Below are 16,078 nucleotides of genomic sequence, written 5' to 3'. Positions count from 1 at the left end.
ACACCACATTTTACGACTACTTTTTGGATGGTACCTATGGCGCAAACACCTCAATCTCTACTGAAAGAATTGATCATTAAAGGTAAAGAGAACGGCTTCTTAACCTTCGCAGAAGTGAATGATCACCTTCCGCAAGATATCGTGGATTCAGAGCAAATTGAAGATATCATTCAAATGATCAATGACATGGGTATCCGAGTTGTTGAAACAGCTCCTGATGCAGATGATCTTATTTTATCTGGTACAGATAACGACGAACCTGATGAAGATGCAGTAGAAGCCGCAGCACAAGTGCTAGCGACTGTAGAATCTGAAATTGGTCGTACAACTGACCCAGTACGTATGTACATGCGTGAAATGGGCACAGTAGAACTACTGACACGTGAAGGCGAGATTGTTATCGCTAAACGTATCGAAGAAGGTATTAAAGAAGTACAAAATTCAGTTTCTGAATACCCAGCAACTATCCGTAACTTATTAGATAACTACGATAGCTACGAAGCTGAAGAAATGAAATTAACTGATTTAATCAGCGGTTTCATTGATCCAAATGATGATATGACTCAAGCAGTCAGTGCAACTAATATCGGTTCTGAATTATCAGAAAAAGAATTAGAAGATGACGATGCTGATAAAGAAAATGACGAAGAAGAGGAAGAAGGTCCTAAAGGTCCTTGTCCTGAAGAAGCCGCTGAGAAATTTGCAGAGCTACGTCGTTTAAATAACATTGTTGAAAAATCAATTACAAAAAATGGACGTAAACATGCAGATACATTAGCTGCAATTAGCGAACAAGCTGAATACTTCCAACAATTTAAACTTATCCCTAAACAGTTTGACCGTATGGTAAAACTGATACGCGGTAATATGAATGCAGCACGTGTTCAAGAACGTTTAATTCTAAAAATCTGTGTTGAACAGTGCAAAATGCCTAAAGCAGATTTCATTAAAATGTTTAAAGGCAATGAAACGAACAGCGCATGGTTAGAAAAACTATTATCAGGTAACGAAGTTTTCGTTGCAGGTATTAAAGAGTCAGAAGAAGACTTAGAGCGTTGTATTCGTAAAATGTTAGCAATCGAAGTGGAGAGCACACTAAGTATTACTAACTTAAAAGAAATATCTCGTGCAATGAGCATTGGTGAAACTAAAGCTCGTCGTGCTAAAAAAGAAATGGTTGAAGCTAACTTACGTCTAGTTATCTCGATTGCTAAAAAATACACCAACCGTGGTTTACAGTTCTTAGATTTAATCCAAGAAGGTAACATCGGTCTAATGAAAGCCGTTGATAAATTTGAATACCGTCGTGGTTACAAATTCTCAACATACGCTACATGGTGGATCCGTCAAGCAATCACTCGTTCTATCGCTGACCAAGCGCGTACAATCCGTATTCCTGTACACATGATTGAAACGATTAATAAGCTTAACCGTATCTCTCGTCAAATGTTACAAGAAATGGGTCGTGAGCCACAGCCTGAAGAATTAGCTGAACGCATGATGATGCCTGAAGATAAAATTCGTAAGGTATTGAAAATAGCTAAAGAGCCAATTTCAATGGAAACACCGATTGGTGATGATGAAGATTCACATTTAGGTGATTTCATTGAAGATACAACCATTGCATTACCGGTTGATAGTGCAACAAGCGAAAGCCTAAAAAATGCAACTAATGATGTATTAGAAGGTTTAACGGCTCGTGAAGCTAAAGTACTACGTATGCGTTTTGGTATCGATATGAATACTGACCACACGTTAGAAGAAGTGGGCAAACAGTTTGATGTAACACGTGAACGTATTCGTCAAATTGAAGCAAAAGCACTACGTAAACTTCGTCACCCAAGTCGTAGCGAACAACTTCGTAGCTTCTTAGACGAGTAAACTCTGCCATTAAAGTAAGGTTTATACATTTTGTTATATAAATCTTATCTTTAACGCTGATTAAATAAGCAATCAAACGCAATAAGCTAGACAGTTAAAAAACTAGCTTATATAATCAGCGAACAAATTTAGGCCCTTTAGCTCAGTTGGTTAGAGCATACGACTCATAATCGTCAGGTCCCCCGTTCGAGTCGGGGAAGGGCCACCATATTGTAGAAAGGCGTAATAGATTAATTTCTGTTACGCCTTTTTTTATATCTTCAATTTAAAGTTTAATAACTTGCTGTCGCTATAGATCAAATCAAAGGGTTTAATAAAACCTTCTATTAAAAAAAAGATTAAGTGACTACCTATAAAAATATAATTTAAGATCTTTCCACTTACCTTTTTACTGATTACTTATAATAAGAAAATCAGACTTCAAACAAATACTAATTATGCACCTTCGATGACAATCATCATTTTTTTTAGCTTGATTGGTTTTTAATGTTTTGGGCTATAAAGCCTGATCAATAAAAGATTAAAGCATGTAAAAGAACTTAACCTCAAAGAGTTTGAGGTTGATTGACCGTGGTTGCATGATAAAATGAAATTCCCTCCTGACATATGCCTATGCCTAGGGTTTCACTACAATAGAGTTAAAATATTTTATGAGTGCTTCTGGTTTAAATAGTATTGAAAAAAAAGCAGCATTTTCGCTTGCTGCTGTTTTTGGTCTTCGTATGCTTGGCCTATTTATGATCCTACCTGTTTTTGCTATCTATGGAGAACAATTAGCAGGATACAGCCCGATGTGGATTGGTTTAGCAATTGGTGCTTATGGTTTAACACAAGCGATGTTACAAATCCCAATGGGTATTTTGTCTGATAAATACGGTCGTAAACCAATTATTTTAATCGGCTTGTTAATTTTTCTTTTAGGTAGTGTTGTTGCAGCAATGTCAGATACTATTTATGGCGTAGTATTCGGTCGAGCACTACAAGGCACTGGTGCAATTGCCAGTGCAATATTAGCATTAGCAGCTGATTTAAGCCGTGAAGAGCAACGCCCGAAAGTAATGGCAACGATTGGTATGTTTATTGGTTTATCATTCACCATAGCAATGGTAATGGGCCCCATCGTAGCGAAAGCTTTTGGTTTGAGTGGTTTATTTTGGTTTATCGCTGTACTGACTATTTTAGCGATGCTATTGATTCAATTCATGGTACCTCACTCAGTTAATAAAGCTCCTCGAGGCGATAGTGTTGCTTTACCTGCACAGCTTAAGAAATTGGTTCGTCACCCTCAATTATCACGTCTAAACTTTGGTGTATTTACTCTCCATATGGCGATGACAGCCTGCTTTATTACTTTGCCTAAGCAGTTTGTTGCTAGTGGTTTAATGCTTGAAGATCATTGGCAATTATATTTACCTACGTTAATTGGCTCATTCTTTTTCATGGTGCCATTCATGATTTATGCAATCAAAAAGCAGAAAGAGAAACAAATGTTGTCGGCTTCCGTTTTATTGCTGACATTGGCTCTGTTCCTTTTATGGTATTTACCGATGGGCTTTGCAAGCCTAGTAGTATTAGTGATTATGTTCTTCACTGCGTTCAATTATTTAGAAGCGACTATGCCGTCCATACTATCGCGAATTGCGCCTGCAGGTGTGAAAGGTAGTGTTATGGGCATTTACTCTAGTAGTCAGTTTTTAGGGGCGTTTACGGGTGGCGTTTTAGGTGGTCTAATTGCCAGTCGTTTTGGTGAACAATCTATCTTCTTAGCCATGGGTATTATTAGCGCAGTATGGTTATTAGTCACACTGGGTATGAAGCCACTTAAAAAATCGAAAAACTTCAGCTTTGCCATTAATGTTGAAAATGAAAAGCAAGCAGGTGAAGTAGCTGAGCAATTAATTAATATGCCAGGTGTCATTGAAGCAACGATTGTATTCACTGAAGCGATAGCTTATTTAAAAATTGATGAGAAAATAGTTAATATTGCAGATATTAAAGCGCTGCTTAACCAACCGAAATAATCAAGTTAATAGGCTGTTAAGGACCAATAGCAGCCTATTAACTTCCTCGATTCGACCTCGCCTTTACTTCTTTATACAAATATCATTTCACTGTATTGAATAACAAACTGATCTTGAATAACAACTAGCTCTGGTTAATAAACCTGTTCTGAATAATGGAAAGTTGGTTGTGAATAACGCAGTATTTTAAGTATTAGTTCAAACGAGTTTAGATCGCTTGAAAGATATTGAATATGCTGTTCTTGTCTATTCTTAGCTCGTTTAGTTTATTATACCAATCTAATACCAAAAGAATTAATAAGGTGATCATTCTTACTGGTTAAAATCACCCCTAACTGCGTTCTGCGTTTTGAAGTGAGAACAACTATCTTCTACAACTCACGCCTTATTAGTGTTAATTTTTCCTTCGCAATTTCTGATCACTTATTTAATTCCATTGGTATAAGTAATTATCTAGTCATTTATACTTGTTAAAATAAACCCTAGCTTCATTGTTAATTTTGTAATGAGAATAACGAGTGACTGCAATCAACACCTTGCTATCATTCATTTTCCCTAACGCCTAAATAGACCCTTTATTTATCCAGATTGGTATTATTCAATACAGTAAATATCTTCATTGCTTTTTCTTTAGAATTTTTTCTTTATAAGTTTAAACGCTTGTCTCTTGCGCTAATCACTCACTAGAGTGATTCAAGTAGTGAAGAAGCAACTATTCATTAGGCAAGAAAAAAGGCCTAGAGTGTTAACCCTAGGCCTTTTATTCATATCATTTACGCATCGCCCTTCGTAATAAAAAGAGCGAAAGATTGGGTTAGTTAAACCCGATTATATGTGGCGCCATACTCTGATAATCCACCGCCATAGCAATGCTCAAAGCGGTAATATTAACAATAGAGAAAGCGAACACTTGGCGAGCCCAACCACTAACATCAATATTACGACGGTAGCCTCTCAATGCCATTAATAACCACCAAAAACTAGTGGTACAAGCAACAGCCATAAAGGCAGCTCCTGTATAACCATTAATTGGCAATAACATCACAACTAACGTATATATTGCGATATACAATACGATATGGCGTTTTGCTTTATCGATCCCTTGCGCTACTGGTAGAACAGGAATATTCGCCGCTTGGTAATCTTTAAAGCGGAAAATAGCAATCGCATATGAGTGTGGCATTTGCCATAAGCTAAACATAACTAATAGTATTAATGCACCCGTATCAAACTGACCAGTCACAGCACAGTAGCCAACGACGGGTGGCACTGCGCCAGATAAGCTACCGATAAACGTGCCATAAACTGAATTACGTTTCATATACAGGCTGTATACACCAACATAAATAAAGTAACCAAAGGCAGCAAAAAGCACGGCAACTTGTGTTGTATAAACAATTAATAGACCGAAACCTATTATCCCTAAAACAATGCCGTGACATAAAGCAGTCATACCAGACATCTCGCCAGTCACGGTTACTCGTGTACGAGTTCGTGCCATTTTGATATCTATATCTCTATCAATCACATTATTAATAGCACAACCCGAAGCAATAACGAGCGATAAGCCAATTAACGTAGCGGTCATTAACCAAAGGTCTACATCACCTTTTGATGCGAGTAAAAAACCGCCCGCAACACTGATGAAGTTTCCCATGATAATACCGGGTTTAGTCACACTCCAATAACGACGAAACATCTTTAACCTCTTCTTACAAACTATCAGTTACTTTAAATTAGTACATCATCATTGCGTTAGATTCGTAAATAATCCAAACAGATAATCCCACTACCATGACGATAATCAAGGCACTGAATAAGAACGAGAACGTACTCGCTCTTCCATCTTCAGTGATGAAATTAAGGTGTAAGAAATACTTTAAATGCACCCAAATTTGCACAATAGCTAACGTAATAATGGTCCATAACGTGGTCACTTTTGAAAAGTCACCTGTCATTACCATATAAAACGGAATGACCGTCAAAATAACCGCTAACACAAAACCAATTAGGTAACCTTTAACGGTACCGTGAGATGCATCATTATGTGTTTCGTTATGATTCATTACATTACTCCCATTAAATAAACAACGGTAAATACACAAATCCAAACAATGTCTAAGAAGTGCCAAAATAAACTTAAACACATTAGACGTGTCACGGTTGGTTTACCTAAACCACGGCGTGCAACTTCGATCATCATTATCGCCATCCAAATTAAACCCGCTGTTACATGTAAACCATGTAAACCAACTAAAGCAAAAAATGAGCTTAAAAAAGCACTTCCCTGCGGGCCATTACCATGTTCAATAAGGTGAGTGAATTCATAGATTTCCATACCGATAAAGGTAGCACCTAGACAAAAAGTGATCGCTAACCACATTAAAGTGAGTGCTTTCTTTTGCCCTTGTGCGCAAATCATCGCAAAACCAAAAGTAATACTACTGATCAATAACGCAGCAGTTTCAACGGCAACAAAATCAAGTTCAAAAATATCTTTACCGGACACTCCGCCAACCGTATTCATAAATAACACGGCATAAGTAGCAAAGAACGAAGCAAATAAAAGACAATCGGTCATTAAATATAACCAAAAACCAAATACAGTATCGCCAGAAGTATCATGATGCTCATGTGCATGATCATCATGTGAGGCTAGTGCTGTATTTTCAGCCTCTACGTTGATAGATAACGTACTCATGCTTTTATCCCCTTACTGTTATTTTTAGCCGAACCGCTTAAGTTGAAGGCATTCTCTGTTGCTAACACTTCTTCTGGTTGCACGTAATAGTCAACATCATTGCTGTAACAACGTTTAATAAATACTGCAATAGCACCGACTAAACCAACAATCGCTAACCACCAAACATGCCAAATCATAGCGAAACAGAAGATAGTTAATGTTAGGCCCATCAAGACACCAGCAGCAGTATTTTTAGGCATATGAATAGGTTCATAGCTTGCTTTAGACTGATAAACTTGTCCCTTTTCTTTCATATCTGTCCATGCATCAATGTCATGTACTTCAGGGATCACAGCGAAGTTATACGCTTGTGGAGGTGACGATGTCGCCCACTCAAGTGTATGACCATTCCATGGGTCGCCCGTTTCATCATCAAGCGCTTCACGATCTCTAAAGCTCACAAACAATTGAACAACTTGACAAATAATACCGAACATAATGAGTACAGCACCGCCAGCAGCGATATATAACCAGATATTCCAATCAGGGTTATTAGTGTGGTTTAAACGACGCGTCATACCTAGGAAACCAAGTACGTAAAGCGGCATAAATGCAACAAAGAACCCAACAATCCAGAACCAGAAAGCTGCTTTACCCCAACGTACGTTGAGTTTAAAGCCCATTGCTTTAGGGAACCAAAATGCAAAACCAGCAAGGTAACCAAAGACCGCACCACCAATGATCGTATTATGGAAATGTGCAATTAAGAATAGGCTGTTATGTAATACATAATCGGCACCTGGAATCGCTAATAACACACCTGTCATACCGCCTACCGTAAAAGTAACCATAAACCCAAGTGTCCACATTACTGGGACAGTCATTTGTAAACGGCCACGGTAAATAGTAAATAGCCAGTTGAAAAGCTTCACCCCTGTTGGGACAGCGATAATCATGGTCATCACACCAAAGAAGGCATTAACGTTAGCGCTAGACCCCATGGTAAAGAAGTGATGTAACCAAACAATAAAGCCTAAAATAGAGATCGCACCACTTGCGTATATCATCGATGTATAACCGAATAAACGCTTAGAAGTGAACGTAGAAATGATTTCAGAGAAAATACCAAAAGCAGGTAATACTAAAATATATACTTCAGGATGACCCCAAGCCCAGAACAGGTTGATGTACATCATGGCGTTACCGCCACCATCATTGGTAAAGAAGTGGAACCCTAAATAACGGTCAAGCGTTAACATTGTTAACACGGCAGTTAATATTGGGAATGATGCTGCAATTAAGATATTAGCCCATGTACAAGTCCAAGTGAAAATTGGCATTTTCATCAAAGTCATACCTGGCGCACGCATTTTAAACACAGTCACTAAAAAGTTAACTGCAGTTAATAACGTACCAAGCCCAGATATCTGTAAGGCCCAAATATAATAATCAACTCCGACCCCAGGGCTAAACGTCAGCTCTGATAGTGGTGGATAAGCTACCCAACCTGTTTTAGCAAACTCACCAAAAACAAGTGAAATATTAATTAAAATCGCACCGCTGGCTGTTAACCAAAAACTTAAGTTATTTAAGAATGGGAAAGCAACATCACGTGCTCCAATTTGCAGCGGCAAGATGATGTTCATTAAACCAATCATAAATGGCATAGCCATAAAGATGATCATAATAACACCATGCGCTGTAAATATTTGGTCGTAATGCTCTGGAGGTAAAATCCCCGGGGCACCACTTGTTGCAAGCGCAAGTTGAGTTCGCATCATGATTGCATCACTGAAACCACGGAACAGCATCACTAAAGCAACGAAGATGTACATGATACCTAAACGTTTATGGTCCACCGACGTGATCCAATCACGCCAAAGTACGCCCCATTTTTTATATTTTGTAATCAGTGTTAAGAGAACAAGTCCGCCAATAGCAATGGCAGCCATTGTGAACACAAGAATTGGTTCATGGTACGGAATTGCATCTAAAGATAATTTACCTAAAAACGACATACTTATTCCTCGCCTTGGCTAATAGATGGTGTTGCTGAATGTTCAGCCATGTCATGAGGCATATCAGTCATTTTTTTCATACCTTTCATGTCTTTCATACCTGGCATATATTTCATGATAATGGTGTGGAACAACCCTTTATCAACATCGCCGTAATAGGTTACTGGGTTATTTTCACTTGCTTTAGCTAGTTCGTAATAATTAGCTTTAGTCAGTTTATTACCCTTTGCTTTTACATCACTTACCCATTTATCAAAATCACCTTGGGTAGGCGTTGCAATTGCATTAAATTTCATACCTGAGAAACCCGCGCCACTGTAATTTGCAGAGAAGCCTTTAAAGGTACCTGGCTCATTAGCAATTAAATGCAACTTAGTTTCCATGCCGGCCATTGAGTAAATTTGACTACCCAATTGCGGAATGAAGAATGAGTTCATCGTGCTTTCTGACGTAATTTTGTATTCAACCGGCACATTAGCGGGGAACACCAATTCATTTACCGTGGCAATACCTTGCTCAGGATAAATAAATAACCACTTCCAGTTTAATGAGACGACTTCAACAGTAAGATGCTTACCTTTCCCTTCGATCGGTTTATAAGGGTCTAAACTATGGGTTGATTCCCAAGTAATGACACCTAAAACAATCACGATAACGATTGGCACAGCCCAAACAAAGGCTTCAATTTTATTTGAGTGAGCCCATTTCGGAGCATAAATTTCATGAGTTTGTGTATCTCTATATTTCCATGCGAAATATAAAGTCATCACAATAACGGGGATCACGACAAGCAGCATCAGTACAGTAGCAATGATGATTAAATTCTTCTCATCAATACCGATTTGACCTTTTGGATCAAGTACTCCGCCTGAACAGCCAGACAATGCCAGCACTGTACTAGCTAACGCTATATTACAAAGGTTGCGAATTAACAATGGACTATCCTACTAATACCTATCAGCATCATTATTTTGTAAGCATCACTTATCCAAATGGGCGATAACACTGTTTTCAATCCTAATAGCTCACTATTGGGATTAAAAACACCTTGTATTTATACCAAGTACACTAATTAACTGATCTATTTTACTGGTTAAAATAACTTATTTCTTCGTTGTAAGTTTCGTAAAGGGAACAACCATTTACCTCAACTTACGCCTTAAACTAAATCATTTTTTCTGCGTAAAATTTAGACCACTTATTTGATGTCGTTGGTATGACTCATTTTTCATATGTAATGTTAAACAATTTAATTAAGCTAAATCGGTATAACCTAAATGTTGAAAGATGTTGTTTAAAAAATAAGTAGTTTAAAAACAACAGAGTAGATAATTCCCCAGTGTATTTTTATCATCAATAGAAAATGCTAACGATTAAAATAATGAGAAAATTAAGAGAGTTGGTTGAATCGCAAAAGACCGCTTTTATATAACTTAAAGATGAGTAATATTAAAAATAAAGCTCAACATGAATTAAAGAATATAAATAACAGTTAGCGTTCAACTAATTACAGAGGTGGTGCACGGCAACCATGAGAATTAAGTCCAATAAAGGACTGAAGTTTTTCACTAGTAGCAAAGGCCGCTTTTTGCAAAGCAATAGCGGTACGGCGGGCTGAAAAAAATAGAAATATTAACCAGCATAAGCCAATAAGTAATTGACCAGATAATGCAGGATCAGATAAAAAACTGAATATATTAACTAAAGAAGAATCAGCTAAAGTGCCTTCTATTAATAAAGTGCTTAACTCAGTAACATATTCAATAACGCCACTAAACATCATGATCGCATTAACGAATACAATAGTTAATATAGACAACAACTTTTGCTCAGCACAAAGGTATCGCGCACTCAAATAAAATCTATTTAGCATAGATAGTATTTTTATTTGCAAATAACGTTGTAAACTCAAAGCATTGGCCTTAGTAGTTATATAGATTTATTAAAAATAAACGAGTTAAACCCAAACGGCCTACTTCATTTTCAAAGCGTCCAATGTGATTCAAATCAAAAAAGCCTTAGTAAGCACTAAATTTTGGCAAGTATAACAAAGTCATTGTAGGCAACAAGTATAAAAGCCCTCAACAAGTAAGTTATTTAGTTTTAATTAAAATATAACAACTGACTAACGGCTATTACGTTATTAAAACGCTTAGCTGAAGTTCGCTATATTCCTCAAAACTAAAGATCTTATTTTTTATGAGATACCTAAGTAACCTCAGTTCTGGATAAGCAAAGCGATACAACACCGCTATTTCTATGGACTTGTGCGTTAAATTATCTCTCAATAACCCATTATTGCTTCAATAATTCACCTTGAACTAAGCAAAACTAACGGCACTGACTAGTAAAAAAATAGTACCTTATGATTTTAAATACAATTCCGCTTTCATTAACCAGAATTGAATCTGCCATTCAATATAAAACCAATGTATTTATATACTTATGAAATCTCATAATGGATCAAATTAACGATTAATAAGTAAGAAATATATTTAAACCATTAAGCTTTATTCTGCCTGCTAATAGTAGGAGATAGATTTTTCATTAGGAGTTTTTGAAGGGCATTTCTCTTTAACATCTAACAAAACATAGTAACGAGCGGACTATTCTTTTATAGAAGGTAATTGCCTGCGAAAATATTTTTAATTTTAAAACAAACACTTATAAGATTAAACATTACTAAGAAGCGACAGCAACACGCCCTTTCCCTTGATGCTTTGCTTGATATAATGCTTTATCAGCTTCAGACAACAATGTTTCGATGTTATGTACTTGTTTTGATAATGAAGAAACACCAATACTAACGGAAAACTTTAAATGACCAGCATCAGTTATAACGGTTAACGTAGCTAAATCTTTACAAAGACGTTCGGCAATTAACTTTGCATGTTCAAGGTCAGTTTTTGGTAAAATAAGTACAAATTCATCCCCTCCCCAACGACCAATAAAATCGCTTTCTCTAAGATTCTTTTTAGCAGTAATAGCAAATGATTGGAGCACTTTGTCACCGCTATGATGACCATTTTTATCATTGATTTTTTTAAAATTGTCGATATCTATTAATACACAACACAAAGCATTCGAATGCTGCTGTGCATAATTAAATTCTTCTGCCAATAATTCATTAAAGGCACGACGTGTTAATAGGTTAGTTAATACATCATAATTAGCTCGGTGTTCTAGACGTTCACGAAGTAGTTGTTGCTCTGTAATATCGATTACCGTTATTTGCGTGGCTTGTTCACCATCCCAGATAACTGTTCTTGATAATAAACTCACCCAGACTGTTGAACCATCAACACATATCCCTTTACTTTCAGTCTTAATAACACTTTCATCTCCTGCAAGTAATGATCTATTATCTCGGTGGGCCTGTTCATGGAACTCTGAAGGAATTAGCGGAAGAATAGTTTCACTATCAAGCAACGCTTGTTCATTCTTGAAACCAAACATTTGCGCATAAGCATTATTACAAAATAAAGGTTTGAAATTTTTATGTACAAGAATTCCTTGAATTGATCCGTCGACTAAAACTCGATAACGCTCTTCACTTAACGTCAAATTACGCTGCACCTCAAATTGATAACTTAGGTCAATAATAATAACCTGCATTGCAGGCTTCCCTTCCCAATCAATAATATTATCAATGGCAAGTACTGTTAATTCATTATTTTCTTTATCAATGTTTTTATAAGTACGAACACCAGGTTTCTGCTTACCAGATATAAGATCTTTATATGCTTCTATGGCTTTTGGATGTTCTGCTGGAGAAATTAATTCTAATATACTAGTAAGCGATAAAATGTCTTGAGCATTCTTATAACCATAAAAACGTGCGTAATTGTCATCACTATAAAGCGGCTCAAAGTCACGATGGACTACAACACCATAATGAGGGTCAATAAGTAATTGTTCAGAAAAACCCGACATGCTGTACCTACTCCATGATTAGCATAAACTCAATATATTTTAACGTGCCATTATACGTCTTTTGATACTCAATCGCTTCATCATAAGCGCTGACAAAAAAATAAGATGATCCATAAGAAACAGAAAATATCACATTTAACTGTCTTTTTGTTTACATTTATTGATTTAATATTGGCATGAACATTCTCAGGTAAGTAATAATCGTTATTTTTACCATAAGGTGTTTGTGCTATTAATATGCAAAAAATTAATTACTTAAAATATTTTCTCCTTCTTCAGGGTCTCGAGCTTTAGCTGCTTGTTCTTTTATATCTTGATGATCACTACTAATATCATCATCGCTGTAGTCTTCGAATTTGTTAGTCATTTTACTGGAAGCATTGTTAAACAGGGGATCTTTCTGTTGTTTAAAAGGTCTATTATCTTCTATACTTTGTGACAAAATAATTCGCTCTCTCGCATCATCTGGCATCGTAATATTTTCTTCCAGAAAAACCTCAACTACTTTTTTCATCAGAACCGATGAGATTTTTAACTGACTGTTAATTTCACTGTTAATCCAAAAATAAAGTCGTAAATTACAAGTTGATGAGCCCAATGAGTTAACCAATACTTGAGGAGCAGGCTCTTCCAATATAGCAGGATGTTGTTTCATAATATTTTCAACTAAAGACTGAGCATAATCAAAATCAGCATCGTAACCAATACCAATATCAAAAGAGGCTCTTATGTTTGGATTTGCAGTAAGATTACGTATCGCATTTTTATAAATTGTCGCGTTAGGCAATTGAATATGATCGCCATTAAAATCAACCAACGTAGTTGCGCGAGAAGTCATTTTCTTGACAACACCTAAATATCCGGCTACTTCAATAATATCGCCTAGTTTAAAAGGACGTTGAATACTTAATAATAAACTCGATAGAAAATTTTCAGCAATATCTTTAAACGCAAAGCCAACAATTAACCCCAATACGCCTGTACCACTTAATAAAGCAACAGCAAATTGTGTCAGTCCAACAAGCCGTAATAATATGTATAGGCCTAGCAAAACGATTAATAGGCTCATCGTTCTACGAATCACTAATTGTATTAATCGGTTACTCATCGTTTTAGTTAATGGTTTAGTGATCAAATTAGCAATAGGTTTTGATAGCCAAAAAAAGTGACAAAAATAACTAAACCAATAAATATTGAAGGTAATTTATCTAATACTACTTGAGAAAACTGAACTAAATCATCTATGACCATTTGAATTTTCATCATTTTCCACTCATTATTATTGTTCTGAATAGGGTATCTTTTAAACTACTTAAATAGCCTTTATATGTAAATAACCTCATTAATGAAATAATTCTTTTAATAATTTAATCATAAGTTTTATTTAAATACAGATAGCCTTAACACACCTTACTCGCAATAAATAATATAAAACTAAGCTTATATTCTTAAGCCAATTACCGTTTAAGGTGAAAAATTCAGCAAACAATGAAATGAACAGATTCTAGACAGAAAGAGGAAGAGGAAGATCTAACGAGTTATACCAATGGAATTAAATAAGTGATCAGAGATTGCGCAGGAAAAATTGACACTAATAAGGCGTGATTTGTAGGAGATAGTTGTTTTCACTTCAAAACTCATAACGCAGTTAGGGGTGATTTTAACCAGCAAGAATCATCACCTTATTAATTCTTTTGGTATTAAAATCGACACTTTCTAATAACGAAAACGTTTGCTTCATAGTTTGCCCTTTGGCCGGTTAGCTTGAAAACTAATTCAGCGTTGTAACTTTTGTTAAGGACTAGCGATTGTCATCATGTTACGCCTTGACTTGGAGCTCAAGCTAACGACTAAACAAAGCACCTTGAACGGTTACAGTTACAACATACGATAAATAATGGGATTGGCATCTTAATCCTAGAATAAATTTATTGTTCTCGAAGAGACCTTAAAAGTTGCTTATATTACATGCCCTCTTTTCTTTATTTAGCAACTAATCAACAGTTGATAAAATCGCATCAACTTTAGCATTAATTTCTTTCAAATCCTGTTCAGCTAAAGACTGTTTAGATTGCTGCTCTTTAATCATTTTGGTTTGTCTAATAACAAAGTGTTTTTGTTCATCATTACCAGCAAACATCATCAACTCCTGCAAAGAGACAAGCAATCGAATAGTCACTGATACATTATTATTTGCCTGCTGTCTTATTTGATCAAATGCAGCCTTAGCAATGTATTTAAACGTAGGCACTTTGCAAATGACTCTTAATATACCAGCTTGATCAACATGTTGTTTTTCTGGAAATGTTCTTTTAGTTAATAAGCATAATGTAGTATTAAGTTTATCAATACAGGTAATGGCAGAATACGGGTCGTTAATACCTGGAGAAAGCGCACGTAATGCTATTTCTACTAATTGATGAATTGCAAACTCAGGATCTTGAACTGGCGTTCGACAAGCGCCAAGGACAATCAGTGCCGCTATTTTTTTAATAGCATTATCATCAATTGAAGTGTCTGAGTGAGCAATCGCCATAACCGAGCCTTCAACGACAAAATCACCGGGCTTAAAATGGCATTCAATTAATATATCGCTTTCTTTAGCAAGCATTAACAATCCTTCTATATCAACTGTTTGAACATAACCACTGCATATTGATAATATGTTTTTTTGATTGCTTCGCGCCCTAAAACCTTCACCTATCGAATTAAGTGACGTTTCTACTTTATTCGTGTATTGGCAGCTTGGAAATAACTTCTCAATACCATTTTGTAGTTCGCAATAAACATCATCAATGACAATATCTGCTTGGATAGATTTAGCCACATGGTGAATAAAGTAAATTAAAACACCAACACTAATACAGGTCATAGCAACAGCGATGATAACGGTTAACCCAGGTTTAAAAGCATAAGGTTCTTGAAAAGAAATAGCACAAAAAACTAAAATACAAAATAAGAAGTTTGAGATAAAGGCGCCGAGAACAAATTGAGTGCCTATATCCATCATGAAATTACATAGTAAACGTGGTCCAAATTGCGAAGAAGCTAAGGTTAAAGCAACAATCGTAATAGAGAAGGCAATACTGGTCACTGTAATCATCGCTCCAGCAATCATCGCTAACAAAGAGCGTATCGCCTCGATGTCCATTTTATAAATAATAGGAATAGAGAGATCTAAGCTAGTAATAAAGAAAGCATCAATACAGACTGTAAAAATGGCCAATAAAATAGAGGCTAACACCATAGCACCTGGTAAAAACCAAAAACTAGAGCGTGCTTTTTCTATCAATAATGCATATTTCATAAAATTAAATTGCAAATTTTCACCTTCTTTTTTATTCGGTAAGGTCTTTAAAATAACTAGTTTTGATAATAACTCATTTACGTGAGAATACTTTATAAAGAAACTGTTCAACTGAAAGGAAAAATATGTGTGGTATACAAAAGGGAAACTTAGAAAGAACAATTAGACGTTAAGAGAGCTGGTTTAATATTTTCTACTGAAAAAGCACTAACAATGCTTATTTAAAAAAATACCG

General features: G+C 35.9%; 12 protein-coding genes and 1 tRNA gene. 3 read left to right on the top strand and 10 right to left on the bottom strand.

Features of this window, described 5'->3' with window-relative positions:
• Window positions 1-36: 36 nt before the first annotated feature.
• The 3 genes from rpoD (at window position 37) to V6255_RS09195 (ending at window position 3,902) form a co-directional block, all read left to right on the top strand.
• Window positions 37-1,881, top strand: coding sequence for an RNA polymerase sigma factor RpoD (rpoD, locus tag V6255_RS09205; protein ID WP_341627884.1), 1,845 nt, complete (start codon window positions 37-39; stop codon window positions 1,879-1,881).
• Window positions 1,882-2,012: 131 nt separating this feature from the next.
• Window positions 2,013-2,089 (top strand) — tRNA-Ile (locus V6255_RS09200).
• Between the two features lie 442 nt (window positions 2,090-2,531).
• Window positions 2,532-3,902 (top strand): MFS transporter, encoded by a 1,371-nt coding sequence (locus V6255_RS09195; RefSeq protein ID WP_341627883.1) that lies wholly within the window; start codon window positions 2,532-2,534, stop codon window positions 3,900-3,902.
• An 814-nt stretch (window positions 3,903-4,716) separates the two neighbouring features.
• Here V6255_RS09195 and cyoE read toward each other — a convergent pair.
• From cyoE to V6255_RS09145, 10 genes are all read right to left on the bottom strand, one after another.
• Window positions 4,717-5,601: a heme o synthase gene (gene cyoE / locus V6255_RS09190; RefSeq protein ID WP_341627882.1), complete on the bottom strand. Its 885-nt coding sequence runs from the start codon at window positions 5,599-5,601 to the stop codon at window positions 4,717-4,719.
• 37 nt (window positions 5,602-5,638) lie between these two features.
• Entirely contained in the window at window positions 5,639-5,968 is a 330-nt protein-coding gene (cyoD, locus tag V6255_RS09185; protein WP_341627881.1) for a cytochrome o ubiquinol oxidase subunit IV, read from the bottom strand.
• Window positions 5,968-6,603 (bottom strand): cytochrome o ubiquinol oxidase subunit III, encoded by a 636-nt coding sequence (gene cyoC, locus V6255_RS09180; RefSeq protein WP_025563771.1) that lies wholly within the window; start codon window positions 6,601-6,603, stop codon window positions 5,968-5,970. The genes cyoD and cyoC overlap by 1 nt, the downstream gene beginning before the upstream one ends.
• Entirely contained in the window at window positions 6,600-8,603 is a 2,004-nt protein-coding gene (gene cyoB / locus V6255_RS09175) for a cytochrome o ubiquinol oxidase subunit I (RefSeq protein ID WP_341627880.1), read from the bottom strand. Before cyoB ends, cyoC begins: the two co-directional genes overlap by 4 nt.
• Before the next feature lie 2 nt (window positions 8,604-8,605).
• Window positions 8,606-9,538, bottom strand: a complete 933-nt coding sequence (gene cyoA / locus V6255_RS09170; RefSeq protein WP_341627879.1) for a ubiquinol oxidase subunit II — start codon at window positions 9,536-9,538, stop codon at window positions 8,606-8,608.
• 572 nt (window positions 9,539-10,110) lie between these two features.
• Window positions 10,111-10,515: a hypothetical protein gene (locus V6255_RS09165; protein ID WP_341627878.1), complete on the bottom strand. Its 405-nt coding sequence runs from the start codon at window positions 10,513-10,515 to the stop codon at window positions 10,111-10,113.
• Between the two features lie 770 nt (window positions 10,516-11,285).
• A complete protein-coding gene (locus V6255_RS09160; protein ID WP_341627877.1) occupies window positions 11,286-12,536 on the bottom strand; it encodes a sensor domain-containing diguanylate cyclase in 1,251 nt (416 codons plus the stop codon).
• A 247-nt stretch (window positions 12,537-12,783) separates the two neighbouring features.
• The gene (locus V6255_RS09155; protein WP_341627876.1) at window positions 12,784-13,644 is read right to left on the bottom strand and encodes a mechanosensitive ion channel family protein; all 861 of its coding nucleotides are present in this window, start codon (window positions 13,642-13,644) and stop codon (window positions 12,784-12,786) included.
• A gap of 23 nt (window positions 13,645-13,667) precedes the next feature.
• Window positions 13,668-13,802 carry a hypothetical protein gene (locus V6255_RS09150; RefSeq protein ID WP_341627875.1) on the bottom strand — a complete coding sequence of 45 codons (135 nt, stop codon included), beginning with the start codon at window positions 13,800-13,802 and terminating at the stop codon, window positions 13,668-13,670.
• A 727-nt stretch (window positions 13,803-14,529) separates the two neighbouring features.
• On the bottom strand, window positions 14,530-15,858 hold the full coding sequence (locus tag V6255_RS09145) for a DUF2254 domain-containing protein (protein WP_341627874.1): 1,329 nt from the start codon (window positions 15,856-15,858) through the stop codon (window positions 14,530-14,532).
• Window positions 15,859-16,078 lie beyond the last annotated feature (220 nt).

Source organism: Psychromonas arctica, from assembly GCF_038155225.1.
GTDB classification, from domain to species: Bacteria; Pseudomonadota; Gammaproteobacteria; order Enterobacterales; family Psychromonadaceae; genus Psychromonas; species Psychromonas arctica_B.
The sequence above is the reverse complement of the archived record's forward strand: the minus strand, read 5'-3'. Positions and strand labels throughout refer to the sequence as shown.

What these genes read in the sequence shown, in the direction of transcription:
- rpoD (WP_341627884.1), top strand. Translation starts at nt 37, where the DNA reads ATGGCGCAAACACCTCAATCTCTACTGAAAGAATTGATCATTAAAGGT.
- V6255_RS09195 (WP_341627883.1), top strand. Translation starts at nt 2,532, where the DNA reads ATGAGTGCTTCTGGTTTAAATAGTATTGAAAAAAAAGCAGCATTTTCG.
- cyoE (WP_341627882.1), bottom strand. Translation starts at nt 5,601, where the DNA reads ATGTTTCGTCGTTATTGGAGTGTGACTAAACCCGGTATTATCATGGGA.
- cyoD (WP_341627881.1), bottom strand. Translation starts at nt 5,968, where the DNA reads ATGAATCATAACGAAACACATAATGATGCATCTCACGGTACCGTTAAA.
- cyoC (WP_025563771.1), bottom strand. Translation starts at nt 6,603, where the DNA reads ATGAGTACGTTATCTATCAACGTAGAGGCTGAAAATACAGCACTAGCC.
- cyoB (WP_341627880.1), bottom strand. Translation starts at nt 8,603, where the DNA reads ATGTCGTTTTTAGGTAAATTATCTTTAGATGCAATTCCGTACCATGAA.
- V6255_RS09160 (WP_341627877.1), bottom strand. Translation starts at nt 12,536, where the DNA reads ATGTCGGGTTTTTCTGAACAATTACTTATTGACCCTCATTATGGTGTT.
- V6255_RS09155 (WP_341627876.1), bottom strand. Translation starts at nt 13,644, where the DNA reads ATGAGTAACCGATTAATACAATTAGTGATTCGTAGAACGATGAGCCTA.
- V6255_RS09150 (WP_341627875.1), bottom strand. Translation starts at nt 13,802, where the DNA reads ATGATGAAAATTCAAATGGTCATAGATGATTTAGTTCAGTTTTCTCAA.